This window comes from Arthrobacter sp. GAS37 (genome assembly GCF_044908325.1).
Taxonomy (GTDB): Bacteria; Actinomycetota; Actinomycetes; order Actinomycetales; family Micrococcaceae; genus Arthrobacter; species Arthrobacter ramosus.
The window spans coordinates 14,283-38,766 of record NZ_JBIYDB010000040.1 but is presented as its reverse complement, the minus strand read 5'-3'; the positions used below and the strand labels follow the sequence as shown (position 1 = coordinate 38,766).

The window sequence follows — 24,484 nt, the reverse complement described above, 5'->3', positions numbered from 1 at the left end:
CGGGCCCTCCAGCACGCCCCCGATCAGCCGGACGCACCCACCCAGCAAAAATCAGGACCCAGACGACCGTTCAGACAACCGATGAAAAATCGAGGATAGGTCTGCGGTCAGGCGCTGGGACGGAACGGAAAGACGGGCGCGGGTAAGCAGCGCTACCGGTGCCTGGGCTGCGGGGCCAGCCGCTCCGGTGAACGCCAGGACGTCAGCCGACGCTCAGAGCTCGAGGCGTTCCTTGGCCGGCTGATGGGCACCTCCAATCAGTCTTCGCTCTCCTCGTTCGAGGATCTATGGACACCGTCGGATTCTGCTGGATCATTCTCTTCGCCGAAGTTGCCGGTCCCGTGATTCCGCGGCCCTGGAATTTGTCCATTCGAGTGATTGAGCAAAATCCGACATCCGAGCGAAGACGATCCCGGGACGGACATGACGCGCCCCGGATTTACACACGTTTTGGCCTATAAGCCGGCATTGATCGACCTTGTCGTCTGGCCCCCGCAACAGGACCGCGCCCTGATAGCGTTGCCTCAAAGGAGGAATGCGGAATGGGATGGCTCATTTTTCTGGTCGTGGTGGTTGTGGTGGTAGCTGGCGTGATGTGGGGAAGGAAATACTTCCGCCGGGAGATCGAGCGCGCCAAGCGCATCAATCGGTCGAACAGGAAAGATTGATTTAGCACGATCGGTCCACCAAAGGGACTTCGAATCAGCTCCGGCGCGCCTTACTCAAGGACCGGTACCAGTAGTACGAGTCCTTGGGGGTTCTTTCAAGCGTGTCAAAATCAACGTGCACCAGCCCGAATCGCTGTGAATATCCGGCGGCCCATTCGAAGTTGTCCAGCAGCGTCCAGACGTAGTAACCCAGGAGTTCGACGTCGTGGGCGATCCCGCCAGGGGCCGTGGCCCTCAAGGCCTGACCAAGGTGCGAAGCAAGGTAGCTGATGCGGTCGGCGTCGTGCACCGGACCCCGGGTGTGGTCCGGTTCCGGGAAGCTCGCGCCGCTCTCTGTGATGAAGAGGGGAGGCAGCGCTGCTCCGTACCGGTCTTTCAGCTCCCGCAGCAGGATTCCGAGGTGTTCGGGGGCCACCGGCCAACCAAATCCGGTCGTTTCGTATTCGGGGAAGGCCGCCAGATGGAACGGCAGCTTGGCCATCATGTCCGGGGTGTTCCAGTGTGCGCTTCCGTCGCCGCGGCCCGAAGCCACCTTGATGGGGTAGTAGTAGTTCAAGCCGTAGAAATCCAACGGCTGGTGAATGGTCTTGAGATCCTCGTCCCGGACCTTGCCCAAGGCCCGGAACCAAGGCTTCACTTGTAGTGGCGGCTTCGGGTACCGCCCCAGGAGGATCGGATCGGCATAGACCCGGTTGAAGATGAGGTCGAAGGCCTTGGCCATGAGAACGTCGGCCAAGCGTTTAGTTGCGGGCCGGACTGGCGAATGCACGTTGGCTACGCCGACAGTTCCCGCCACGCCGGCAGCGCGCAGGGCCTGGACGGCCAGGCCGTGCCCCAACAATTGGTGGTGGGCAGCCGGCAAGGCATCGAAAAGCAGCCGCCTGCCGGGAGCGTGGACGCCGAGCGCATATCCCTGCAACGCGACCGAAACGGGTTCGTTCAGGGTGACCCATTGCGCCACGCGGTCACCGAAGCGGTGGGCGGCCGCAGCGGAGTATTCGGCGAACCGTTCCGCCGTCGCCCGGTTCAGCCAGCCGCCGTCGTGTTCCAACGGCAGGGGAGTGTCCCAATGGAACAGGGTCACCATGGGGGAGACCCCGGCGTTCAGGAGCTTGTCTATCAAACGGTCGTAGAAGTCCAGGCCCTGTTGGTTGATGGGTCCCTTGCCGCCGGGTTGGATCCGCGGCCAGGAGAGGGAGAACCGGTAGGAATCCACGCCCAGATCCTGCATGAGGGCAATGTCCTCGTCCGTCCGGTTGTAGTGGTCGCAGGCGACTGCGGGGGAGTGCCCGTCGACGATCGCGCCTGGTTTCTCGGCAAATGCATCCCAGCTTGATGGTCCGCGTCCGTCCGCTGAGAGCGAGCCCTCGATCTGAAAGGCAGCCGCAGCGACGCCCAAGGTGAAGTCCGGCCGTATGCGGCCTGCAAGATCCCCCACCGTGGCAGAATCTTGGACAGTCATGACCCCATCATCCCGAGCGCAGGAGCCGATGGCAATGGTCTGCGAGGCCCGATTGGCTTATGCCGGGGAATTCCGGCATACTAGGTGAGTTGTTCAAGCGCTTCTTCGCGTCCCGATCCGGATAATGCCGGGTGTCAGGGTCCAAGCTGAAGCCCAAACATAACCCAGATCCCCAAAGGAAGTCGGACGCGTTTGCGTGGAAATCGCGACACGCCCGACCGCGGGGGTCGGTTACACCGGCAAGTTGAGGAACCCGGATCCCTTCGGATTCAGCTTGTGCGGCGGGTGGTAGTACTACTTCAAATGCTTCGGCAGCCACATACAACACGTAAGTGAACAGGGCAGCCTTTATTCGAGGGCCGCACAGACTGAAAGAGAGTCAGGCGACATGGCGGGACAAAAAATCCGCATCCGGCTGAAGTCATATGACCACGAGGTCATTGATGTTTCAGCGCGGAAGATCGTTGAGACGGTCACGCGCGCAGGCGCAACGGTAGTAGGCCCCGTGCCGCTGCCGACGGAGAAGAACATCTACTGCGTGATCCGCTCTCCCCACAAGTACAAGGACAGCCGTGAGCACTTTGAAATGCGTACTCACAAGCGTCTGATCGACATCATCGACCCCACGCCGAAGGCTGTTGACTCGCTTATGCGTCTCGACCTGCCGGCCGACGTGAACATCGAAATCAAGCTGTAGGGAGGTGCTGAGAAAACTATGACCGCAACCCGTAATGTAAAGGGCCTGCTGGGCACGAAGCTCGGCATGACCCAGGTCTGGGACGAGAACAACAAGCTCATCCCGGTAACTGTCGTCCAGGCTGACTCCAACGTCATCACCCAGCTGCGCAATGCAGAAACTGATGGCTATGTCGCCGTTCAGATCGGCTACGGCCAGATCGATCCCCGCAAGGTCACCAAGCCGCTGGCTGGTCACTTTGAAAAGGCTGGCGTAACTCCTCGCCGCCACGTCGTCGAACTGCGCACTGCAGACGCCGCGTCTTACGAACTGGGCCAGGAGCTTTCTGTTGAGCTCTTCGAAGCCGGTCAGAAGATCGACGTCGTCGGCACCAGCAAGGGTAAGGGCTTCGCCGGTGTTATGAAGCGTCACGGCTTCCACGGTGTTGGAGCCTCCCACGGTGCGCACAAGAACCACCGCAAGCCCGGTTCCATCGGTGGCGCATCCACCCCGAGCCGCGTCTTCAAGGGTCTGAAAATGGCCGGTCGCATGGGCGCAGAACGTCACACCACGCTGAACCTCACGGTTCACGCTGTTGACGCCGAGAAGTCGCTGCTCCTTATCAAGGGTGCCGTCCCCGGCGCCCGCGGCCAGGTCGTCCTCGTACGCACCGCCGTGAAGGGAGCCTAGTTAGATGACTAGCACTGTCAAGGTAGACCTGCCCGCAGAGATCTTCGACGTCCAGACCAACGTGCCGCTGCTGCACCAGGTCGTCGTCGCACAGCTCGCTGCTGCTCGCCAGGGTACCCACAAGACCAAGACCCGCGCCGAAGTTTCCGGTGCAGGCCGCAAGCCGTTCAAGCAGAAGGGCACCGGCCGCGCCCGTCAGGGTTCCATCCGTGCTCCTCACATGACCGGTGGTGGCGTTGTCCACGGCCCGACACCGCGTGACTACAGCCAGCGGACCCCCAAGAAGATGAAGGCTGCCGCACTGCGTGGCGCCCTGTCCGACCGCGCCCGTAACGGCCGCATCCACGTCGTTGCTGAACTGGTCGCCGGCCCCAAGCCGTCCTCCAAGGAAGCACTGGCCGCGTTGCGTGCAGTTTCCGAGCGTAGGAACCTGCTCGTTGTTATCGAGCGCGCCAACGATGTTGCTGCACTTTCCGTGCGCAACCTCACGGATGTTCACGTTCTGTACGCAGACCAGTTGAACACCTACGACGTGCTGGTTTCCGACGACGTTGTCTTCACCAAGGCTGCGTTCGAGGCTTTCATCGCTGACAAGGCAAAGAACGAGGAGGATGCCAAGTGAGTGCAGCCACCATCAAAGACCCGCGCGACGTCGTCATTGCACCCGTCGTTTCGGAAAAGAGCTACGGCCTGATCGATGAGGGCAAGTACACCTTCCTGGTGGACCCCCGCTCGAACAAGACCGAGATCAAGCTGGCCGTGGAGAAGATTTTCTCCGTCAAGGTCGAATCGATCAACACCATCAACCGTGCCGGTAAGCGCAAGCGCACCAAATTCGGCTGGGGACAGCGCAAGAGCACCAAGCGTGCAATTGTCACCCTCAAAGAAGGCACAATCGACATCTTCGGCGGTCCGCTCGCGTAGCGGAGACCACTTTAACGAGGAAATGAATTATGGGAATCCGTAAATACAAGCCGACTACCCCGGGCCGTCGCGGCTCGAGCGTAGCCGACTTCTCCGAAATCACGCGATCGACTCCGGAAAAGTCGTTGCTGCGTCCGCTGCACAAGACTGGCGGCCGTAACAACACCGGTAAGATCACTACCCGTCACAAGGGTGGTGGCCACAAGCGCCAGTACCGTCTGATCGACTTCCGTCGCCACGACAAAGACGGCGTCAACGCCCGCGTTGCCGAAATCGAGTACGATCCGAACCGTACGGCTCGCATCGCCCTCCTGCACTACGTTGATGGCACCAAGCGTTACATCATCGCCCCGAACAAGCTGTCCCAGGGTGACTTCGTCGAGGCTGGCCCCGACGCTGACATCAAGCCGGGCAACAACTTGCCGCTGCGCAACATCCCGGTTGGTACCACCATCCACGCAGTTGAACTGCGTCCGGGTGGCGGCGCCAAGATGGCCCGTTCCGCAGGTGCTTCGGTTCAGCTCGTCGCCAAGGAAGGCCGTTTCGCCCAGCTGCGTCTGCCCTCCGGTGAAATCCGCAACGTTGACGTGCGCTGCCGCGCAACCGTCGGCGAGGTCGGCAACGCCGAGCAGTCGAACATCAACTGGGGCAAGGCCGGCCGTATGCGCTGGAAGGGCGTTCGCCCGACCGTCCGTGGTGTCGCCATGAACCCGGTCGATCACCCGCACGGTGGTGGTGAAGGTAAGACTTCCGGTGGACGTCACCCGGTCAACCCGAACGGTAAGCGTGAAGGTCGCACCCGCCGCCCCAACAAAGAGAGCGACAAGCTTATTGTTCGTCGCCGCCGTACTGGCAAGAACAAGCGATAGGAGCCTGGACACATGCCACGCAGCCTGAAAAAAGGTCCTTTCGTAGACCAGCACCTCTTTGTGAAGGTCGCCAGGGAAAACGAAAAGGGCACCAAGAACGTCATCAAGACCTGGTCCCGCCGTTCGATGATCGTCCCGGACATGCTGGGTCACACGATTGCCGTTCACGACGGACGCAAGCACATTCCGGTGTTTGTCACTGAGTCGATGGTCGGGCACAAGCTCGGCGAATTCGCTCCCACGCGGACATTCCGCGGCCATGTCAAGGACGACCGTAAGGGCAAGCGCCGCTAAGGCGCTGGCTCTACGGCTTAGACGAGAGAAGGAAAGCAATGGAAGCCAAGGCTATTGCGCGTCACATCCGCGTAACGCCTATGAAGGCCCGGCGCGTCGTCAACCTTGTTCGTGGTAAGCAAGCGAATGAGGCTCTGGCAATTCTGAAGTTCGCCGAACAGGCAGCTTCGGAGCCGGTATTCAAGGTAGTTCAGTCGGCAATGGCAAACGCACGGGTCCTCGCGGACCGCGACGGTGTTGCCTTTGACGAGGGAGACCTCTACATCAGCGAAGCGTTTGTTGATGAAGGCCCGACCATGAAGCGGTTCCAGCCGCGTGCTCAGGGTCGCGCATTTCAGATCAAGAAGCGCACGAGCCACATCACCGTGGTAGTCGCTACCCCGGAGAAAGAGGAGGCTCGCTAAGTGGGACAGAAAGTAAACCCGCACGGGTTCCGACTCGGCATCACCACCGATCACGTATCGCACTGGTTTGCTGACAGCACCAAGGCTGGCCAGCGGTACAAGGACTTCGTTCGCGAAGACATCCGCATCCGCCAGCTCATGTCCACGGGCATGGAGCGCGCTGGTATCGCCAAGGTCGAAATCGAGCGCACCCGTGACCGTGTCCGCGTGGACATCCACACGGCTCGCCCGGGTATCGTCATCGGCCGCCGCGGCGCAGAAGCGGACCGCATTCGCGGCGAGCTCGAAAAGCTCACCGGCAAGCAGGTCCAGCTGAACATCCTCGAGGTCAAGAACCCCGAGATGGAAGCCCAGCTTGTTGCCCAGGGCGTTGCTGAGCAGCTGACTTCCCGCGTGGCTTTCCGCCGTGCGATGAAGAAGGCCATGCAGTCCGCACAGCGTGCGGGTGCCAAGGGTATCCGTATTGCTTGCTCCGGTCGACTGGGTGGCGCAGAAATGTCCCGCTCGGAGTTCTACCGCGAAGGCCGTGTGCCCCTGCACACCCTGCGTGCGAACATCGACTACGGCTTCTACGAGGCCAAGACCACCTTCGGCCGCATCGGCGTGAAGGTCTGGATCTACAAGGGCGACGTCACCGCCAAGGAACTGGCTCAGCAGGCAGCTGCTGCTCCGTCCCGCGGCCGCGGTCCCAGCGACCGCCCGGGCCGCCCGGGTGGCGCCGACCGTGGTGACCGCCGTCGTCGTACCGACCGTCCGGCAGCCGACGCAGCACCTGTTGCTGCAGAGGCTCCGGCAGCTGAAGCTGCTGCTCCCGCGGCAGAAGGAGGACAGGCTTAAATGCTTATCCCACGTCGAGTCAAGCACCGTAAGCAGCACCACCCGGGTCGTTCCGGCGCTGCAACGGGCGGCACCAAGGTCACTTTCGGTGAGTACGGCATCCAGGCGCTGAGCCCGGCCTACGTCACGAACCGCCAGATCGAGTCTGCCCGTATCGCGATGACCCGCCACATCAAGCGTGGCGGCAAGGTCTGGATCAACATTTATCCGGACCGTCCGCTGACGAAGAAGCCGGCCGAAACCCGCATGGGTTCCGGTAAGGGTTCTCCGGAATGGTGGGTCGCAAACGTCAAGCCGGGCCGGGTTCTCTTTGAGATCGCCGGTGTCGAAGAATCGGTTGCTCGCGAGGCACTGCGCCTGGCAATCCACAAGCTCCCGTTGAAGGCACGCATTCTGCGTCGCGAAGGTGGTGAATAGAAATGGCAGTAGGATCCAAGGAACTTGCATCCGCACAGCTGGACGGTTTCGACAACGAGCGACTCGTTGAAGAACTCCGCAAGGCCAAGGAAGAGCTGTTCAACCTGCGTTTCCAGTCCGCCACCGGTCAGCTGGAGAACCACGGTCGTCTGCGCGCGGTAAAGAAGGACATCGCACGCATCTACACCGTTCTCCGTGAGCGCGAGCTGGGCATTCGTGCCGAGGTTGCCGCACCGGTTGTGGAAGCCAAGGAAGAAAAGAAGTCCAAGAAGGCAGAAGCCAAGGCTGAAAAGGCCGAAGCCGAGGCTGGAGAGGACGCCAAGTGAGCGAACAGAAGGAAACTGTGACGGAAGCAGCAGCCAGCGCTGAACAGCGCGGTTACCGTAAGACGCGTCGCGGCTACGTTGTCTCTGACAAGATGGAAAAGACCATCGTTGTTCAGGTTGAAGACCGCGTGAAGCACGCTCTGTACGGCAAGGTCATTCGCCGCACCTCGAAGATCAAGGCTCACGACGAACAGAACACCGCCGGCATCGGCGACCTCGTTCTGATCTCGGAGACCCGCCCGCTGTCCGCTACAAAGCGGTGGCGCCTGGTTGAGATCCTCGAAAAGGCTAAGTAATCCCGCGCCGGGCTTTGCCCGGCAGCGATATGGATTGGTGGGAGGGCCCGCATTCCGGAAGGAATGCGGGCCTTTCCGCGTTTCGGTCCGAGGCGCAAAACGTGCTAGGATATTGAGTTTGTATGGCGCCAGTTGTGCGTCAACAACCACCTCGTAAACAATCGTGCCGCGGCATACTGCCCCGCGCAGTTATTTCCGCAAGGGAAGCTGATGCTGGCGGCACGGGAGTTTAGGCCTGCTCTGGCAAAATCCAGGCAGGTCAAGAGACACCCCGATCAACCGTTCCGCAAGGCTCATTCCGTATGCTCCATTTCGGTCTGAGAACCGGCGCGACGCAAGGAGTAAAAATTGATTCAGCAGGAGTCGCGACTGAAGGTCGCCGACAACACGGGTGCTAAGGAAATCCTTACCATTCGCGTTCTCGGTGGATCCGGCCGTCGCTACGCAGGCATTGGCGACGTCATTGTCGCAACCGTCAAGGACGCTATCCCGGGCGGCAACGTAAAGAAGGGTGACGTCGTCAAGGCTGTCATCGTTCGTACCAAGAAGGAACGCCGCCGTGCGGATGGTTCCTACATCAAGTTTGACGAGAACGCAGCTGTGATTCTGAAGAACGACGGCGACCCCCGCGGTACCCGTATCTTCGGCCCGGTTGGTCGTGAACTCCGTGACAAGAAGTTCATGAAGATCGTCTCCCTGGCCCCGGAGGTGCTTTAGTCCATGGCTAAAATCAAGAAGGGTGACCTCGTTCAGGTCATCACCGGAGCCAAGCAGGAGCGCGGCGGCGACCGCGGCAAGCAGGGTAAGGTTTTGCGGGTTTACCCGGATGCCAACCGCGTTCTGGTAGAAGGCATCAACCGAGTCACCAAGCACACCAAGGTCGGTCAGTCGCAGCGCGGCACCAAGACCGGTGGCATCGAGGTCGTTGAGGCCCCGATCCACGTCTCCAACGTTGCTCTTGTTGACCCCTCGACCAAGAAGCCGACCCGCGTCGGTTTCCGTCTCGAGACCGTTGATAAGGACGGCGTCTCCAAGACCGTCCGTGTCCGCGTGTCCAAGGCATCCGGGAAGGACATCTAATGACTGAGACTCTCGAGACTCCAGCGAAGATCGTTCCGCGTCTGAAGACGAAGTACGCCGATTCCATCAAGCAGACCCTGGTTGAGGAATTCAAGTACGAGAACGTGAACCAGGTTCCCCGCCTGGTGAAGGTTGTTGTGAACATGGGTGTTGGAGATGCCGCCAAGGACTCCAAGCTGATCGACGGCGCTGTCCGCGACCTCACCCTGATCACCGGCCAGAAGCCGCAGGTAACCAAGGCCCGCAAGTCCATCGCCCAGTTCAAGCTGCGCGAAGGCATGCCCATCGGTGCACACGCAACTCTGCGTGGGGACCGTATGTGGGAATTCGTGGACCGCCTCGTGTCCCTCGCCCTGCCCCGTATCCGCGACTTCCGCGGCCTCAACGGCAAGCAGTTCGACGGCAACGGCAACTACACCTTCGGTTTGACCGAGCAGGTTATGTTCCACGAAATCGACCAGGACTCCATCGACCGCGTTCGCGGCATGGACATCACGGTTGTCACCACTGCAAAGACCGATGACGAAGGCCGTGCGCTGCTCAAGGCACTTGGCTTCCCGTTCAAATCCGAAGACTAATAACTACGTAGTAGGTCCGGCCGCGGCTGCTTTGTAGCCAACGCGGAAACCATTACGAGGAAGGGCAAGAGCCCAAAATGACTATGACAGATCCTGTCGCAGACATGCTTACGCGTCTGCGCAACGCCAACTCGGCATACCACGACACCGTGAGCATGCCGTACAGCAAGCTCAAGGCACGCGTTGCCGACATCCTGAAGGCAGAAGGCTACATTGCTGCCTGGAAGGAAGAGGAAGCCGAAGTCGGCAAGAAGCTGACCATCGACCTCAAGTTCGGTCCGAACCGCGAGCGTTCGATTGCTGGTGTCCGCCGTATTTCCAAGCCTGGTCTCCGCGTTTACGCGAAGTCCACCAACCTGCCTCACGTGCTGGGTGGCCTGGGTATCGCAATCCTGTCCACCTCTTCCGGCCTCCTGACTGACAAGCAGGCCGGCAAGAAGGGCGTGGGCGGCGAAGTCCTCGCGTACGTCTGGTAACGGGAAAGGAAGAGAATAATGTCACGTATTGGACGTCTCCCCATCACCGTTCCTGCCGGCGTTGAAGTTAAGGTTGATGGCTCTGTCATCAACGTCAAGGGCACCAAAGGCGAGCTGAGCCACACTGTAGCCAGCCCGATCGAGGTCACCCTGGACGAAAGCACCTTGACTGTCACCCGCCCGAACGACGAGCGCGCTTCGCGTTCCCTGCACGGCCTGACCCGCACCCTGATCGCCAACATGATCGAGGGCGTCACCAAGGGCTACGAAAAGAAGCTTGAAATCGTTGGTACCGGTTACCGCGTTCAGGCCAAGGGTTCTGACCTTGAGTTCGCTCTCGGCTACAGCCACCCGGTCAATGTCTCCGCTCCCGAAGGCATCACCTTCACGGTGGAGGGGCCGACCAAGCTCTCCGTCGCTGGTATCTCCAAGCAGCAGGTCGGCGAGGTTGCTGCCAACATTCGCAAGCTGCGCAAGCCCGACCCCTACAAGGGCAAGGGTGTCCGTTACGCCGGCGAAGTTATCCGCCGCAAGGTCGGAAAGGCTGGTAAGTAAACCATGGCCATCGCAATTAACAAGAAGCGGTCGAACAAGAGCAAGTCTGCTGCACGCAGCCGTCGCCAGCTTCGTATCCGCAAGCGCATCACCGGCACGGCTGCTCGTCCTCGTCTGGTCGTCAACCGCTCCGCACGCCACATCTTCGTCCAGGTTGTCGATGACAGCAAGGGTGTAACCGTGGCTTACGCTTCCACTTTGGAAGCTGACCTTCGTGCATTCGACGGCGACAAGACCGCCAAGGCCAAGCGCGTCGGCGAGCTCGTTGCCGGCCGTGCCAAGGCTGCAGGCATCGAAGCTGTTGTCTTCGACCGCGGTGGTAACAAGTACCACGGCCGGATCGCCGCCGTCGCTGACGGCGCACGTGAAGGTGGGCTGGCACTGTGACCGTTGAGAATAACGAAAAGGACATTCAGGTGACTGAAGCTGCAGCTGCTGAGGCAACTGAGACTGCTGCTGCCACCGACGACCGCCGCGGCGGCCGTCGTGGCGAGCGTGGTGACCGTGGCCAGGGCCGCGGCGACCGTGGTGGCCGTGGTGGCCGCGACGGCGGTCGCGAGGCCGAGAAGAGCCAGTTCGTAGAGCGCGTTGTAACCATCAACCGTGTTGCCAAGGTCGTCAAGGGTGGTCGTCGCTTCAGCTTCACCGCCCTCGTCGTCGTCGGTGACGGCAACGGCCTGGTTGGCGTTGGCTACGGCAAGGCCAAGGAAGTTCCGGCAGCTATCGCAAAGGGCGTTGAAGAGGCTAAGAAGTCCTTCTTCCGCGTTCCCCGCGTCGGCAGCACCATCCCGCACCGCGTGCAGGGTGAGGCCGCAGCAGGCGTTGTCATGCTGCGTCCGGCTTCCCCGGGTACCGGTGTTATCGCCGGTGGTCCGGTCCGCGCGGTACTGGAATGCGTCGGTATCCACGACGTTCTCTCCAAGTCGCTCGGTTCCTCGAACGCCATCAACATCGTTCACGCGACTGTTGACGCCCTGAAGCGACTGGAAGAGCCCGCTTCCGTGGCAGCCCGCCGTGGCCTGCCGCTGGACGAGGTTGCTCCTGCTGCTCTGGTGCGCGCACTCCAGAACCAGAAGGCAGGTGTCTAGTCATGGCTAAGAACCTGACTCCCTCCGACGCTCAGTTGGAGATCACCCAGATCAAGGGCGTCATCGGCGCCAAGCAGAACCAGCGTGAGACCCTGCGGTCCCTCGGCCTCAAGCGCATCGGACACACTGTTGTCCGTACCGCTGATGCCGTAACCGTTGGAATGCTCAACACGGTTCCGCACCTCGTGAATGTAGAGGAGGCGAAGTAATGGCTGAGAACAAAACCGCCGCAGAGGCTGCCGACAAGCAGAACACTCTGAAGGTCCACCACCTGCGTCCCGCCCCCGGTGCCAAGACTGCCAAGACCCGTGTTGGTCGTGGTGAAGGCTCCAAGGGTAAGACCGCCGGTCGCGGTACCAAGGGTACGAAGGCCCGCTACCAGGTCAAGGCTGGCTTTGCCGGCGGCCAGCTGCCGCTGCACATGCGCCTGCCGAAGCTTCGCGGCTTCAAGAACCCGTTCCGGGTTGAGTTCCAGGTTGTAAACCTGGACAAGCTCAACGAGCTGTTCCCGGAAGGTGGCGCTGTCACCGTCGAGTCACTGGTTGAGAAGGGTGCCGTTCGCAAGAACCAGCCCGTCAAGGTCCTGGGCACCGGCGACATCACCGTCAAGGTTGACGTTACCGCCCACGCTTTCTCCTCCAGCGCAGCTGAGAAGATCGCAGCAGCAGGCGGAACCACCACTGCCCTCTAAAGGGCTCTGGGGCTATCGCCCGCTGTAAAAAGACTCCCGGTGCGGAGGGCTTCGGCCCACCGCGCCGGGAGTTTTTTCCTATGGCGCGCACCCCTCGATTGTTCGCATGGCGCATCAAACCGTTAGACTCGGGTGTTGGGTTTCAATGACCCCTTTCGACACCCTTGGACTTTTAACTCAGGAGGACGCTTGCTAAGCGCATTCGGCCGGGCATTTCGTACGCCTGATCTGCGACGCAAGTTGTTGTTCACGCTGGGAATCATCACAATCTTCCGCTTGGGAGCTTTTATCCCCTCGCCTGGTGTGAGCTACCAAAATGTTCAGCAATGTTTGTCAAGCAATCAGGACCAGGGCGGCCTCTACCAGCTCGTCAACCTGTTCAGCGGTGGTGCACTGCTGCAGGTTTCGATCTTTGCCCTGGGGATCATGCCGTACATCACGGCCAGCATCATCGTGCAGCTGCTCCGCGTGGTCATTCCGCGGTTCCAGGAGCTGTATGACGAAGGTGCCTCGGGCCAGTCGAAGCTGACGCAGTACACGCGTTATCTGACTATTGCGCTGGGCCTGCTGAACGCCACCACTTTGGTGTCCCTGGCACGCTCCGGCCAGCTGCTGCCCAACTGCCAGCTGCCGATCATCCCCGACAAGAGCATCATCGCCACGATTCTTGTGGTCATCACCTTGACGGCCGGTACAGGCCTCATCATGTGGATGGGCGAACTGGTTACCGAGAAGGGCGTGGGCAACGGCATGTCGTTGCTCATCTTCACCTCCATCGCTGCCGGCTTCCCGACCTCGCTTGGTGCCATCTGGAACTCCAAGGGACCGGGCACCTTCTTCACGGTGTTGGCGATCGGCCTCGTGACGGTCGCACTCGTAGTCTTCGTGGAGCAGTCCCAGCGGCGCATTCCGGTCCAGTATGCCAAGCGTATGATCGGCCGGCGCACCGTGGGCGGCACCAGCACCTACATCCCCATCAAGGTGAACATGGCCGGCGTCGTGCCCGTCATCTTTGCTTCCTCCATGCTCTACCTGCCCGGGCTGATTGCGCAGTTCAACCAGCCGAAGGCCGGAGAGTCCATCGCCCCGTGGGTTGAGTGGATCAACAACAACCTCACCAAGGGCGACCACCCCATCTACATGGCGTTGTACTTCGTCATGATTGTGTTCTTCACCTACTTCTACGTCGCGATCACCTTCAACCCTGAAGAGGTCTCGGACAACATGAAGAAGTACGGCGGGTTCATTCCGGGCATCCGGGCGGGTAAACCGACCGCGGACTACCTGCAGTACGTGCTTTCCAGGATCACCCTCCCCGGCGCCTTTTACCTGGGCTTCGTGGCGTTGATTCCGCTGGTCGCACTCGTCCTGATCGGCGCCAACCAGAACTTCCCGTTCGGTGGTACGTCAATTCTGATCATGGTGGGTGTGGGCCTGGAAACCGTCAAGCAGATTGATGCGCAGCTACAACAACGTCACTACGAAGGGCTTTTGCGATGACGAGAATGCTGATCATTGGACCCCCGGGTTCGGGCAAGGGAACCCAGGCTGAGCGGATTTCCGGGCGCTTGGGCGTAGTCCCTATTTCCACGGGCGACATCTTCCGTGCAAACGTCAAGGGCGAAACCCCGCTGGGTATCGAAGCCAAGAAGTACATGGACGCCGGCGATTTCGTTCCGGACAGCGTCACCAACAAGATGGTCCGTGACCGCCTGAGCGAGAGCGACGTCGAGAACGGCTTCCTGCTCGACGGATACCCGCGCACCACCGCCCAGGTGGAATACCTGGACCAGATCCTCGCCGACACGGAAGAGAAGCTCGACGTCGTGCTTCAGCTGACGGCCGACGACGAGGAACTTGTTAAACGCTTGCTGGGCCGTGCGAAGGAGACCGGGCGCTCGGATGACAACGAAGGTGTCATCCGCCACCGCCTGGACCTCTACCACGAGCAGACCGAGGCCGTCGTGGCCAAGTATGCCGAACGCGGCATCCTGACCCAGGTCGATGGCATTGGCGGCATCGACGAGGTCACGGATCGCGTCCTGTTGGCCATCGAGGCGGCCAAGGCAGTCTAGTCGCCGCACGACTGTTGAAAAGGGTGTGTCCCGCGCCGGAGTGAACTGCTCCCCGCGCGGGACACACCCTTTTCTGTTCCCTTTCTGTGGGCCCGGGACCCGGGACCGTTCCAGGGACCGTTCCGGGGCGTTCGCAGCTCCGGTTTCGGGCAGGACCGCCGATGCGGGAAAATAAGAGACCAAAGGGTGATCTGGTTCCGCAGCCCACCACAAGCAGCACACGACAAGAGGAGACCATGGCGTTCGGCCAGCCCCGCATCGAATACAAGACCAATGAGCAAATGCGCAAGATGCACGAGGCCGGATTGGTCCTCAGCAGAGCGCTCGACGCGGCCGTTGCGGCTGCGAAACCGGGCGTGACCACGCGTGAGATCGACGCCGTGTTCGCCGCGGTCCTCATCGACGCTGGAGCGAAGTCGAATTTCCTCGGATACCACGGCTTCCCGGCAACCATCTGCACGTCCGTCAACGAGGAAGTGGTCCACGGCATCCCCGGTGACCGGGCCCTCCAGGACGGGGACATCATTTCGATTGATGGCGGAGCGATCGTCGATGGTTGGCACTCCGACTCCGCGCGCACCGTGATAGTCGGGGCGGCCGATCCTGAAGACCAGCGGCTCTCGGATGTCACCCAGGCCGCAATGTGGCGTGGAATTGCTGCTTTGGCCAAGGGCAAGTTCGTGGGCGACATCGGCAACGCCGTGGATGACTACGTCTCCTCCGTCCCGGGAAAGCCTCTGGGCATCCTAGAAGACTACGTAGGCCACGGGATCGGTTCGGAGATGCACATGGCTCCTGATGTGTTGAACTACCGCACCACGCACCGCGGCCCGAAGATCAGGCCGGGACTGTGCCTTGCGATCGAACCCATGCTCGTCCGCGGCGGCATCGAAACAGCAACCCTCGACGACGACTGGACCGTGGTGACCACCGACGGCAAGCGTTCGTGCCAGTGGGAGCACTCGGTGGCCGTCCACGAAAAGGGCATCTGGGTGCTTTCCGCGCCCGACGGCGGTGCAGAGCAGCTGGTGCCGCTCGGCGTCGTTCCCGTTCCGATTCCCTGACGCCCACGCAGGCAACCGATACAGAAAATCCCTGACGACACCGGAATTCGGGTGTCGCCAGGGATTCTGCGTATCAGGGGAGTTTGGCTAGCTCTTGAGCTTGGGCTTCACGTCCTTGGTGTAAATGCCATCGAGGGTTGTCTTGAGGTCCGTCATGGTGGCCTTCACGTCGCCCTGCTGGGTGAGGATCTTCGCGGCAGCCTTGGCCATCTCCTGATCTGCACCGGGCAGGAACACGCGGGCGTTGTCCTGCACCTTGGTCACGGCGAGCTGGTCCATGGCCGTCTTGATTTGGGGAGTCTTGGCGAGGACTGCCGTCATGTCCGCCGAGACGCGCGTGGGCATGTACCCGGTCGCAGCCGAGAATGCCGCGGTGTTCTCCGGCTCGGTCATGAATTTCAGGAAGGTGGCAGCCGCGAGCTGGACTTCCTTGCTCACACCGCTGGGAATCCCGAGTCCGGCGCCGCCGGTGGGGCAGACGTTGGTCTCGGCCTTGGGGCCGCCCGGCAGGAAGCCGACGCCCACGTTGAACTTGGCGGACTTCAGCACGCCCAGCAGGTCCCCGGTGGAGGAGATCGTCGTGGACGTGATGCCTGCGGAGAAGTCGTCCGCGGCGTTCTTGGAGGAGACACCGGCCCACTTGTCTTTGTAGATGGAGTCCTGGGCCCACTGCAGGGCAGTGACGGACTCCGTGGAATCGCAGTTGAAGGTCCAGTCGTTGGACCAGCTGCCGCCCCAGCCCCACAGGTTGTTCTGCAGGGTCCAGCCGGCGTATCCGGCAAGGGCCGGGTAGATGTAGGCGTACTTTGCCCCCGAGCTGGCCTGGAGCTTGGGGGCCCACTCGGCGAACTCCTGCCAGGTCTTGGGTGCCCGGTCCGGAAGGCCGGCGGCCTTGAAGTGGTCCTTGTTGTAGTAGAAGAGCGGGGTGGAGCGGCCGTAGGGGAGCGCCCACTGCTTGTTGGCGTATTGGTAGTCCGCTACGAGGGACTTCTGGAAGTCGTCAATTTTGACGTCCAGCTGCTTGATGAGTCCGTCCAACGGAATGATGTTGCCATTGGTGTAGTAGCGGAACCACCAGACGTCGGAGAGCACTACGAGGCCGGGGAGGGCCGACTTCGCGGCCTGCGAGGTCTGGAACTTCTGGGCGATTTCCTCGTAGTTGGCGCCTGCCGTCACGAGGTTCACCTTGATGTCCGGGAACTTCGCCTGGAACTTGTCGATAATGGATTGCTCGACGGCCTGGGACTGCCCGGGGTGGCTGGTCCAGAAGTCGAACGAGCCGGCCGGCTTGACGCCCGTGAAGTCGATGTCCGAAGGGCTGCTGCTCGCTGCGCTGCCGCTGGTCGACGGACCGCCGCATGCTGCCAGGGCGGCAGCGCCGACCCCAAGGCCGGCGAGCCCCAGGAAGTTTCTACGATCAAGATTCATTGCCATGGTTGGTCCTCTCAAGGATGCAAAGGTGGTGATGGGGTTGTGTGGAAGGTGCGGTGTTGCTAGCCGGTGACGCTGCCCTGGGTGAGCCCGGCAACGATGTAGCGTTGCAACGCTGCGAAGACCAGGAGGATGGGGATGATCACCAGGACGGCCCCGGCCATCAGGATCCCCCAGCCGGCGCCGTTCCCTTCAGAGTTCTGAAGGAGGGTCAGGCCAACGGGGAGGGTCATGGTTTCCGGCCGGTCCGTGATGATCAGGGGCCAGATGTAGTCGTTCCACTCGCTGACCACGGTGACGAGGGCGACGGTGGCGATGGAGGGGAGCGACACGGGGGCGACTACTTGCCAAAGCCTGCGCCAATGGCCCGCGCCGTCGATTTCCGCGGCTTCGAGGATGGACCCCGGAAGCGTTTTGAAATGCTGGCGAAGGAGGAAGGTTCCGAAGGCGGTGCCGAGTCCCGGAAGAATGATCCCCCACAGGGTGTTCTTCCCGCCGATTCCCGCGATCAGGATGTAGTTGGGGAGGATCGACACTTGCGGCGGCACCATCAGGGCCACGAGGATCACGACGAAGATGACGTTCTTGAACGGGAAACGGACAAAAACCAGGGCGTACGCCGTCAGGATGGCCAGGATCACCTTCACCGTGGAACCGACCACGGTGACGATCAGGCTGTTCAGGAAGAACCGCGCGAACGGCACTGTGGTCATGGCCGTGTGGTAGTTCTCCAGGTTCAGGCCCTGCGGCAGGATCTTGAGATCCGTGGTGACGATCTCGCCGGGCTGCTTGAAGGAACTCAGCAACATCCACATCAGCGGCAGGACCACCACGAGCGTGGCCACGATCAGCGGGATGTAGCCTCCGGCCAGTGTCTGGACGAGGTTTGTGCGGGAGAACGGCTTGTCGCGGCGCGCTGGGAGCTCCGGACCGCCGTCGGGAGCTTTCAGGGTCCCGACGCCGCTTGCGGGGTTGGGGCTGACGGGAGAGAGCGTGCTCATGAGTAGTGCACCTTCCGTTCGACGAACCGCAACTGGAGCACGGTGATGATGAGCAGGATGGCGAAGAGCACCACTGAGATGGCGGCGGAGTAGCCGGCGCGGTTGTAGGCACCGAATGCCTGCAGATAGGCCTCGTAGATCAGCGTGCTGGTGCCGTTGCCCAGCGGCGTCATGATGCGGATCAGGTCAAAAGCCTGCAGCGAGCTGATCATCGTGGTGATCAGCAGGAAGAACGTCGTGGGCGAGAGCAGGGGAACGGAAATGCTCATGAAGCGGCGGAAGCCGTTGGCTCCGTCCAGGGAAGCGGCCTCCATGACGTCCTTCGGGAGCGACTGGAGCCCGGCAAGGTACACGACGGCGCAGTAGCCCAGGTTCTTCCAGATGTAGACGATGATGACCATCACGAGGGAGAGCTGCGGATCGTTGATCCACTGGGGGCTTTGCTGGCCGATGCCCCGGAGCAGCCATGACAGCACGCCGTATCCGGGGTCGAAGATGAACAGCCATACGAGGCCAACGCCTACGCCGCTGAGGACGTAGGGGGCGAAGACGGCTGAGCGCGCAAATGTGGTGCCGCGGACCTTCGCGTTCAAGGCCAGGGCCACCAAGAGGCCCAGCACCATGGAACCGCCGACGGTGACCACGGTGAAGATGAGCGTGGTGCCAAGTACTTGCGGGGCGTCGGAGCTGGTGAAGAAATTGACGTAGTTGTCGAAGCCCACAACGGTGGCCGAGGTGGAGCCCAAGGTCCAGTCAAGGGTCGAGTAATACATGTTGTTGATCAACGGCAGATACGTGAACACCGCGATCAGCGCCAAGTTCGGCAAGGCCAGTGCCAGAAACACGAAGAAGTCGCGTCGGGTTCGGCCGGACCAGCGTCCCCGGCGCTGAGGGGCCGGGACAGCCTGCGCGGTGGCCGCGGGGCTGCCTGTCAGTTGTCTTGTCATGGGAGGTCTCTAACGGTTCGCAGATATCGGGGCGCGCCGGACCCGAACTGTTGGGTCAAGGGGGCGGCTAGTTTTACCTCACCACACGGGAACCCCTGTCAAGTCAAAAAAGGGGGCGTTCGCGGGATTGTTGGACAAGCCTTTTGCGATCGTTTACTCGATGTTTCGTGGCGCATGGGCCCGTGTTCACATTCGAGGCACGACTACCGTTTGTGGGCGAGGAGCAGAATAGGCACATGACTTCCAAGATCACTGATGTGTCAGGAATCCGGGTGGGACATGTCCAGCGGATCGGCGATGGCTGGCTGAGCGGGGTGACCGTTGTCCTTCCGCCGCCGGGGACGGTGGGATCGGTGGACGTCCGGGGCGGCGGACCGGGCACGCACGAGACGGACGCGCTCGACCCCACCACCCTGGTGCCCACCGTCGACGCGGTAGTGCTCACCGGCGGGAGTGCCTTCGGTTTGGTCACGGCCCACGGTGCCCAGCGGTGGTGCGAGGAGCAAGGGCGCGGTTTCGCCGTGCCTGGGGGATTGGTGCCGATCGTTCCGGCCGCGGCGATCTTCGATTTGGGTCGCGGCGGTGACTTCGCCGCCCGCCCCGACGAAGCCATGGGATACGAAGCGGCTGTTGCGGCTGCGGCCTCCAGCGAGCACGCCGACGTCGGGCGTGGAAACATCGGTGCCGGTACCGGTGCAGTGATTGGGCGTGGCGCGTTCAAAGGGGGAGTGGGCACCTCGTCCATCACCTTGGACAGCGGCGTGGTGGTGGGCGCGCTCGCAGTGGTCAATGCGCTTGGGATGCCTTTCGGCACATCGTCCCGGCGGACGGAATCGGGCAGCCCCGAACTGGTGGGGCCGCCGGCGCTGAACACCACGCTTGTCGTCGTCGCCACCAACGCGCTCCTCGACCCCGCCGAATGCAAGCGCACCGCGAGTGCCGCACACGCCGGCCTCGCCCGGGCGCTGAATCCTTCCCATACCCTCGCCGACGGCGACACCGTGTTCGCGCTGGCGACAGGCGCCGTCGGGCTTGACCGCAGTTCGGAACAAGCAAGGCAGGTTTCGCTCATTACCCTGCAAAGCGCGGCGGCAGACGCCGTCCGCCTGGCTGTCCTCGACGGTGTCGCGGCTGCGGAATCCATCACGACGGCGGCAGGCACGTTCGCTGCCTACGGCGCGGTTTAGCGGGATACAAGGGGTTCCGCGGTCCGCGGAAGGGTGACACCGTGCCGGTATCTGCGCTAGCATGGGCGGATTTAACTTTCGCGCCGTCTTGGCGTAGAGTTGTTTGTTGGTTGTCTCCACAGCCACGCCCATTTAACAGGTCGCGAGTCCTGCTTCGTGGAGTGGCAAGAGCCGGACGGCCAAACAAACAAAAAACGTCCGCAGATTTTCCGGTGCCTAACCGGAGGGCTGCGGCAAACAACAGTTAGCGGAGGATATGGCCAAGAAGGACGGGGTCATTGAGATCGAGGGCGTTGTGACTGAGGCACTGCCCAACGCGATGTTTCGCGTTGAGCTCACCAACAAGCACATCGTTCTTGCACATATCTCGGGGAAGATGCGACAGCACTACATCAGGATTCTCCCTGAGGACCGCGTAGTGGTGGAGCTAAGCCCTTACGACCTCACACGTGGTCGCATCGTCTACCGCTACAAGTAATTGCTGGGCGGCAACCTCGGGAAAACGAAAACCTAGGTAAAGCCGCTTCAGCTGACCAACTGCAACACGCAAAGGAACGCCATGAAGGTCAAGCCGAGCGTTAAGCAGATCTGCGACAAGTGCAAAGTGATCCGCCGTAATGGCCGGGTCATGGTGATCTGCGAGAACCCGCGCCACAAGCAGCGCCAGGGCTAATTCCCCGCAAGGGAACTAGCGCCCGCGAGGGCAACCTGGGTTGCTAACCCACGCAAGTAAATAAAGGCAGCACAAGCTGAATTGGGACGTATGGGCCCGGACAGCTAACCCCCGGTCGGAGGCTGGGGCCGCACTGAAAGTGTGGGTGTACTGCCTACGACCTCCGGTTTATTCAAGGAGCACTGCCACTATGGCTCGTCTCGCTGGCGTAGACATTCCCCGCGAAAAGCGGTTGGAAATTGCGCTTACTTACATCTACGGCGTGGGCAAGACCCGTGCACACGAAACCCTGGCTGCCACCGGCATCAGCGCCGACGTTCGCGTCAAGGACCTGACTGACGCCGAGCTGGTTCAGCTGCGTGACTACATTGAAGGCAACTACAAGGTTGAGGGTGACCTTCGCCGCGAAGTAGCAGCAGATATCCGCCGCAAGGTTGAAATCGGCAGCTACGAAGGCCTGCGTCACCGCAAGGGCCTGCCCGTACGCGGTCAGCGTACGAAGACCAACGCTCGTACCCGCAAGGGCCCGAAGCGTACCGTCGCCGGCAAGAAGAAGGCCGGACGTTAATCCCTTGGGATTAGCTCGGTTTTCCCCCGATAACTTTCTGTAGGAGAAATAATGCCCCCGAAGACTCGTGGCGCGGTTCGCAAGCCGCGTAAGAAGGACAAGAAGAATATCGCGCTTGGCCAGGCGCACATCAAGAGCACCTTTAACAACACCATCGTGTCCATCACGGACCCGAACGGTGCTGTAATCTCCTGGGCTTCCGCCGGTGAGGTTGGATTCAAGGGCTCCCGCAAGTCCACCCCGTTCGCCGCCCAGATGGCTGCCGAGGCTGCTGCAAAGCGCGCCCAGGAGCACGGTCTGCGCAAGGTTGACGTGTTCGTCAAGGGACCGGGATCCGGACGCGAAACCGCAATCCGTTCGCTGCAGGCCGCTGGCCTCGAGGTTGGCTCCATTCAGGACGTCACCCCCGCCGCCCACAACGGTTGCCGCCCGCCGAAGCGCCGCCGCGTCTAATTGGATTCTTGGCCTTGCCGGCCGGGTCCGCCACGGAACAGCTTGACTGCTCCGTGGCGCCCGGCCGGCAAAGCCGGAACCAAGCCGATTTCCACCACCTGTGTTGCGTCATATAGCGGATGCTCGCCGAAAGGAAACCTAAGTGCTTATTGCACAGCGCCCCACTCTGTCTGAAGAAGTAGTCTCCGAGAACCGCTCGCGTTTCATCATTGAACCGCTGGAACCGGGCTTCGGTTACACCCTCGGAAACTCCCTCCGCCGTACCCTGCTCTCTTCCATCCCCGGTGCTGCTGTAACCAGCATCCGGATCGATGGCGTGCTGCACGAGTTCACCACGGTTCCGGGTGTCAAGGAAGATGTCACTGAGATCATCCTGAACATCAAGAGCCTCTCCGTGTCCTCCGAGCACGACGAGCCGGTTGTTGCATACCTGCGCAAGCAGGGCCCCGGAGTCGTCACGGCCGCGGACATCGCTCCGCCGGCCGGCGTCGAATTCCACAACCCGGATCTGCACATTGCCACGCTGAACTCGAAGGGCAAGTTCGAACTCGAACTGACCATCGAACGCGGCCGCGGCTACGTTTCGGCAGCTCAGAACAAGTCCGGCGACTCCGAGATCGGCCGTATTCCGGTCGACTCGATCTACTCGCCGGTCTTGAAGGTTACCTTCCGCGTGGAAGCTACCCGTGTTGAGCAGCGCACTGACTTCGACAAGCTGATTGTCGACGTCGAGACCAAGCAGGCTATCGCCCCGCGCGACGCTGTTGCCTCGGCCGGCACCACTCTGGTGGAACTGTTCGGTCTTGCACGTGAGCTGAACACCGCAGCTGAAGGTATCGAGATTGGCCCGTCGCCGACGGACGCTGCCTTGGCAGCTGACATGGCACTGCCGATCGAGGATCTGGACCTCACAGTCCGTTCCTACAACTGCCTCAAGCGTGAGGGCATCCACACCGTGGGTGAACTCGTTGCCCGCTCCGAGGCTGACCTGATGGACATCCGTAACTTCGGTGCGAAGTCCATCGATGAGGTCAAGGCAAAGCTGGTTGAACTGGGTCTGTCCCTCAAGGACTCGCCTCCCGGTTTCGATCTTGCAGCCCGCGCCGCAGCCATCGAAGAGGACGACGCCGCGTTCAGCGACGACGAGCTCTAACAAGCAGATCTTGGCCACCGAGTCCACGTTCGGACCCGGACGGCCTTCATTACAGGAGAAATTACTATGCCTACCCCCACTAAGGGTCCGCGCCTCGGAGGCGGTCCGGCTCACGAGCGCCTGATGCTCGCGAACCTGGCAGCAGCCTTGTTCGAGCACAAGCGCATCACCACGACGGTCACCAAGGCCAAGCGCCTGAAGCCGTACGCAGAGCGCCTCGTGACCTTCGCCAAGCGCGGCGACCTGTCCTCCCGCCGTCGCGTGCTCGGCCTGATCAGCGACAAGGGCATCGTCCACGAGCTGTTCACCGACATCGCCGGCGCCGTTGCCAACCGCGATGGTGGCTACACCCGTATCACCAAGATCGGCAACCGCAAGGGCGACAACGCTCCCATGGCTGTCATCGAGCTGGTTCTTGAGCCGGTTTCCCCGAAGCAGGCTGTAGTTGCCGAGGCAACCGCTGCCGCCAAGCGCGACGCTGAGAAAGCTGCTCCGGCTGCCGAAGAGACCGCTCCGGTTGTCGAGGAAGAGGTCGTTGAGGCTGAAGCTGTGGCTGAAGCCCCGGAGACCGAAGCCGAGGCTCCCGAAGCTGAAGCTGCTGAAACCGAAGAGGCTCCGGCCGCTGAGGAAAAGAAGTAATTCACTGAATTCTTCACAGTAGACTTAAGTCTATGAACGAACGAAAACCCGCTGCCCCCGTTTTGGGGGGCGGCGGGTTTTTGCGTGTCCGGATGGATCTTTCGTACGACGGCGGCCCTTTCAACGGTTGGGCGCTTCAGCCCGGTCTCCGGACCGTGCAGGGATCGTTGGAAGAGGCATTGGCGCTGATCGTTCGGCGTCCCGTACGTGTCACCGTGGCGGGGCGGACCGACGCCGGTGTCCACGCCCGAGGACAAGTGGCGCACATTGACCTGTCCGAGGCCGAGTGGGGCGGACTGCCGAGGGGCCACGAGATCGACCCCGCCGCCGCGCTGCTGCGGAGGCTTCGCGGAGCCTTGAGCCGGGTCCTGCAGGACGAAACCGGCGCCATCGAAGTGCACGACGTCGGACTGTCGCCTGACGGTTTTGACGCTCGCTTCTCAGCGTTGTGGCGCCGCTACAGCTACCGGATCGCCGATGGCCCGGAACGGTGGGACCCCGTCCTGCGAAGGCTCACCCTGTGGCATAAGGCCGACTTGGACGAGGGGGCTATGAACGAGGGAGCCGCGGCGCTGCTGGGGCTGCAGGATTTCCGCGCGTACTGCAAGCCCCGTGAGGGAGCCACCACCATCCGCGAACTGCAACGGCTTGAGTTCGTCCGCGGCAGCGACGGCGTACTGGTCGCCAACGTCCAGGCCGATGCATTTTGCCACAACATGGTGCGTGCCTTGGTCGGATCCGCATTGCGTGTGGGGGAGGGCCTGGAAAGTCCGGAGTGGCTGCACGAGCGCCTGCTCGCTGGAATCAGGGATGCCAAGTCGGTGTTGGCGGCGCCGCACCCCTTGGTTCTTGAGGAAGTGGCCTATCCCTCCGACGACGAACTGTTTGCGCGGGCCGAGTTGACACGGGCGCGGCGGGAGTAGGCAGCGCGGTGGTCCGAAGGGGTCCTCCTCGACTCTGGG

At 61.7% G+C, this 24,484-nt stretch carries 36 protein-coding genes; 32 read left to right on the top strand and 4 right to left on the bottom strand.

Annotated elements, in window-relative coordinates; all coding sequences use genetic code 11:
• Window positions 1-542: 542 nt before the first annotated feature.
• Window positions 543-668, top strand: a complete 126-nt coding sequence (locus tag ABH924_RS21145; RefSeq protein WP_268818815.1) for a hypothetical protein — start codon at window positions 543-545, stop codon at window positions 666-668.
• A gap of 34 nt (window positions 669-702) precedes the next feature.
• Here the strand turns inward: ABH924_RS21145 and ABH924_RS21140 are convergent, their stop codons facing one another.
• Entirely contained in the window at window positions 703-2,130 is a 1,428-nt protein-coding gene (locus tag ABH924_RS21140) for a GH1 family beta-glucosidase (protein WP_234749054.1), read from the bottom strand.
• A 388-nt stretch (window positions 2,131-2,518) separates the two neighbouring features.
• Here ABH924_RS21140 and rpsJ point away from each other — a divergent pair, with 388 nt between their 5' ends.
• The 23 genes from rpsJ (at window position 2,519) to map (ending at window position 15,470) form a co-directional block, all read left to right on the top strand.
• On the top strand, window positions 2,519-2,827 hold the full coding sequence (rpsJ, locus tag ABH924_RS21135) for a 30S ribosomal protein S10 (protein WP_038464699.1): 309 nt from the start codon (window positions 2,519-2,521) through the stop codon (window positions 2,825-2,827).
• A gap of 18 nt (window positions 2,828-2,845) precedes the next feature.
• Complete coding sequence (rplC, locus tag ABH924_RS21130; protein WP_059387360.1) at window positions 2,846-3,496, top strand: 50S ribosomal protein L3; 651 nt, start codon at window positions 2,846-2,848, stop codon at window positions 3,494-3,496.
• A gap of 4 nt (window positions 3,497-3,500) precedes the next feature.
• A complete protein-coding gene (rplD, locus tag ABH924_RS21125; protein ID WP_234749056.1) occupies window positions 3,501-4,118 on the top strand; it encodes a 50S ribosomal protein L4 in 618 nt (205 codons plus the stop codon).
• Entirely contained in the window at window positions 4,115-4,420 is a 306-nt protein-coding gene (gene rplW, locus ABH924_RS21120; protein ID WP_059387362.1) for a 50S ribosomal protein L23, read from the top strand. The genes rplD and rplW overlap by 4 nt, the downstream gene beginning before the upstream one ends.
• Window positions 4,421-4,449: 29 nt before the next feature.
• Entirely contained in the window at window positions 4,450-5,289 is an 840-nt protein-coding gene (rplB, locus tag ABH924_RS21115; RefSeq protein ID WP_028265104.1) for a 50S ribosomal protein L2, read from the top strand.
• Window positions 5,290-5,301: 12 nt separating this feature from the next.
• On the top strand, window positions 5,302-5,583 hold the full coding sequence (gene rpsS / locus ABH924_RS21110) for a 30S ribosomal protein S19 (protein ID WP_018773666.1): 282 nt from the start codon (window positions 5,302-5,304) through the stop codon (window positions 5,581-5,583).
• Between the two features lie 38 nt (window positions 5,584-5,621).
• Window positions 5,622-5,987, top strand: coding sequence for a 50S ribosomal protein L22 (gene rplV / locus ABH924_RS21105; RefSeq protein WP_028265103.1), 366 nt, complete (start codon window positions 5,622-5,624; stop codon window positions 5,985-5,987).
• Entirely contained in the window at window positions 5,988-6,824 is an 837-nt protein-coding gene (gene rpsC / locus ABH924_RS21100) for a 30S ribosomal protein S3 (RefSeq protein WP_028265102.1), read from the top strand.
• A complete protein-coding gene (gene rplP / locus ABH924_RS21095) occupies window positions 6,825-7,241 on the top strand; it encodes a 50S ribosomal protein L16 (protein WP_234749058.1) in 417 nt (138 codons plus the stop codon).
• A 2-nt stretch (window positions 7,242-7,243) separates the two neighbouring features.
• Entirely contained in the window at window positions 7,244-7,567 is a 324-nt protein-coding gene (rpmC, locus tag ABH924_RS21090; RefSeq protein WP_269995957.1) for a 50S ribosomal protein L29, read from the top strand.
• Window positions 7,564-7,863 (top strand): 30S ribosomal protein S17, encoded by a 300-nt coding sequence (gene rpsQ / locus ABH924_RS21085; RefSeq protein ID WP_059387365.1) that lies wholly within the window; start codon window positions 7,564-7,566, stop codon window positions 7,861-7,863. Before rpmC ends, rpsQ begins: the two co-directional genes overlap by 4 nt.
• Before the next feature lie 348 nt (window positions 7,864-8,211).
• A complete protein-coding gene (gene rplN / locus ABH924_RS21080; RefSeq protein ID WP_003803789.1) occupies window positions 8,212-8,580 on the top strand; it encodes a 50S ribosomal protein L14 in 369 nt (122 codons plus the stop codon).
• Between the two features lie 3 nt (window positions 8,581-8,583).
• Window positions 8,584-8,943 (top strand): 50S ribosomal protein L24, encoded by a 360-nt coding sequence (rplX, locus tag ABH924_RS21075; protein ID WP_234749060.1) that lies wholly within the window; start codon window positions 8,584-8,586, stop codon window positions 8,941-8,943.
• Window positions 8,943-9,521 carry a 50S ribosomal protein L5 gene (rplE, locus tag ABH924_RS21070; RefSeq protein WP_234749062.1) on the top strand — a complete coding sequence of 193 codons (579 nt, stop codon included), beginning with the start codon at window positions 8,943-8,945 and terminating at the stop codon, window positions 9,519-9,521. The genes rplX and rplE overlap by 1 nt, the downstream gene beginning before the upstream one ends.
• Window positions 9,522-9,598: 77 nt before the next feature.
• Entirely contained in the window at window positions 9,599-9,997 is a 399-nt protein-coding gene (gene rpsH / locus ABH924_RS21065; protein WP_028265096.1) for a 30S ribosomal protein S8, read from the top strand.
• Between the two features lie 18 nt (window positions 9,998-10,015).
• Window positions 10,016-10,552 (top strand): 50S ribosomal protein L6, encoded by a 537-nt coding sequence (rplF, locus tag ABH924_RS21060; protein WP_234749064.1) that lies wholly within the window; start codon window positions 10,016-10,018, stop codon window positions 10,550-10,552.
• A gap of 3 nt (window positions 10,553-10,555) precedes the next feature.
• The gene (rplR, locus tag ABH924_RS21055; RefSeq protein WP_234749066.1) at window positions 10,556-10,939 is read left to right on the top strand and encodes a 50S ribosomal protein L18; all 384 of its coding nucleotides are present in this window, start codon (window positions 10,556-10,558) and stop codon (window positions 10,937-10,939) included.
• A gap of 29 nt (window positions 10,940-10,968) precedes the next feature.
• Window positions 10,969-11,640, top strand: coding sequence for a 30S ribosomal protein S5 (gene rpsE / locus ABH924_RS21050; RefSeq protein WP_028265093.1), 672 nt, complete (start codon window positions 10,969-10,971; stop codon window positions 11,638-11,640).
• A 2-nt stretch (window positions 11,641-11,642) separates the two neighbouring features.
• Entirely contained in the window at window positions 11,643-11,849 is a 207-nt protein-coding gene (rpmD, locus tag ABH924_RS21045) for a 50S ribosomal protein L30 (protein ID WP_059387371.1), read from the top strand.
• Window positions 11,849-12,331 carry a 50S ribosomal protein L15 gene (rplO, locus tag ABH924_RS21040; RefSeq protein ID WP_059387372.1) on the top strand — a complete coding sequence of 161 codons (483 nt, stop codon included), beginning with the start codon at window positions 11,849-11,851 and terminating at the stop codon, window positions 12,329-12,331. Before rpmD ends, rplO begins: the two co-directional genes overlap by 1 nt.
• Window positions 12,332-12,520: 189 nt before the next feature.
• A complete protein-coding gene (gene secY, locus ABH924_RS21035) occupies window positions 12,521-13,831 on the top strand; it encodes a preprotein translocase subunit SecY (RefSeq protein ID WP_234749068.1) in 1,311 nt (436 codons plus the stop codon).
• A 5-nt stretch (window positions 13,832-13,836) separates the two neighbouring features.
• Window positions 13,837-14,406, top strand: a complete 570-nt coding sequence (locus ABH924_RS21030) for an adenylate kinase (protein ID WP_404501955.1) — start codon at window positions 13,837-13,839, stop codon at window positions 14,404-14,406.
• A gap of 236 nt (window positions 14,407-14,642) precedes the next feature.
• Entirely contained in the window at window positions 14,643-15,470 is an 828-nt protein-coding gene (gene map / locus ABH924_RS21025) for a type I methionyl aminopeptidase (protein ID WP_234749070.1), read from the top strand.
• An 87-nt stretch (window positions 15,471-15,557) separates the two neighbouring features.
• On the opposite strand, the gene ABH924_RS21020 is transcribed toward map, so the two are convergent.
• From ABH924_RS21020 to ABH924_RS21010, 3 genes are read right to left on the bottom strand one after another with little or no spacing between them, the layout of a single operon-like run.
• On the bottom strand, window positions 15,558-16,904 hold the full coding sequence (locus ABH924_RS21020; RefSeq protein ID WP_404501946.1) for an ABC transporter substrate-binding protein: 1,347 nt from the start codon (window positions 16,902-16,904) through the stop codon (window positions 15,558-15,560).
• Between the two features lie 59 nt (window positions 16,905-16,963).
• The gene (locus tag ABH924_RS21015) at window positions 16,964-17,902 is read right to left on the bottom strand and encodes a carbohydrate ABC transporter permease (protein ID WP_404501944.1); all 939 of its coding nucleotides are present in this window, start codon (window positions 17,900-17,902) and stop codon (window positions 16,964-16,966) included.
• Window positions 17,899-18,849 (bottom strand): carbohydrate ABC transporter permease, encoded by a 951-nt coding sequence (locus tag ABH924_RS21010; RefSeq protein ID WP_404501942.1) that lies wholly within the window; start codon window positions 18,847-18,849, stop codon window positions 17,899-17,901. The genes ABH924_RS21015 and ABH924_RS21010 overlap by 4 nt, the downstream gene beginning before the upstream one ends.
• A gap of 236 nt (window positions 18,850-19,085) precedes the next feature.
• Between ABH924_RS21010 and ABH924_RS21005 the strand changes: the two genes are divergently transcribed.
• The 8 genes from ABH924_RS21005 to ABH924_RS20970 all read left to right on the top strand — a co-directional run bounded on the left by ABH924_RS21005 (window position 19,086) and on the right by ABH924_RS20970 (window position 24,445).
• Window positions 19,086-20,036 (top strand): P1 family peptidase, encoded by a 951-nt coding sequence (locus ABH924_RS21005; protein ID WP_404501940.1) that lies wholly within the window; start codon window positions 19,086-19,088, stop codon window positions 20,034-20,036.
• Window positions 20,037-20,292: 256 nt separating this feature from the next.
• Entirely contained in the window at window positions 20,293-20,514 is a 222-nt protein-coding gene (gene infA / locus ABH924_RS21000) for a translation initiation factor IF-1 (protein ID WP_009358723.1), read from the top strand.
• Between the two features lie 81 nt (window positions 20,515-20,595).
• Window positions 20,596-20,709, top strand: a complete 114-nt coding sequence (gene rpmJ, locus ABH924_RS20995) for a 50S ribosomal protein L36 (protein WP_011775570.1) — start codon at window positions 20,596-20,598, stop codon at window positions 20,707-20,709.
• A gap of 190 nt (window positions 20,710-20,899) precedes the next feature.
• Window positions 20,900-21,277: a 30S ribosomal protein S13 gene (gene rpsM / locus ABH924_RS20990; protein ID WP_011775569.1), complete on the top strand. Its 378-nt coding sequence runs from the start codon at window positions 20,900-20,902 to the stop codon at window positions 21,275-21,277.
• Window positions 21,278-21,328: 51 nt separating this feature from the next.
• Window positions 21,329-21,730 carry a 30S ribosomal protein S11 gene (gene rpsK / locus ABH924_RS20985; RefSeq protein ID WP_234749080.1) on the top strand — a complete coding sequence of 134 codons (402 nt, stop codon included), beginning with the start codon at window positions 21,329-21,331 and terminating at the stop codon, window positions 21,728-21,730.
• Window positions 21,731-21,872: 142 nt separating this feature from the next.
• Window positions 21,873-22,883: a DNA-directed RNA polymerase subunit alpha gene (locus tag ABH924_RS20980; RefSeq protein ID WP_136321891.1), complete on the top strand. Its 1,011-nt coding sequence runs from the start codon at window positions 21,873-21,875 to the stop codon at window positions 22,881-22,883.
• A gap of 66 nt (window positions 22,884-22,949) precedes the next feature.
• Window positions 22,950-23,522 (top strand): 50S ribosomal protein L17, encoded by a 573-nt coding sequence (rplQ, locus tag ABH924_RS20975; RefSeq protein ID WP_404501936.1) that lies wholly within the window; start codon window positions 22,950-22,952, stop codon window positions 23,520-23,522.
• A gap of 32 nt (window positions 23,523-23,554) precedes the next feature.
• A complete protein-coding gene (locus ABH924_RS20970; protein WP_404501934.1) occupies window positions 23,555-24,445 on the top strand; it encodes a tRNA pseudouridine synthase A in 891 nt (296 codons plus the stop codon).
• Window positions 24,446-24,484: the final 39 nt, after the last annotated feature.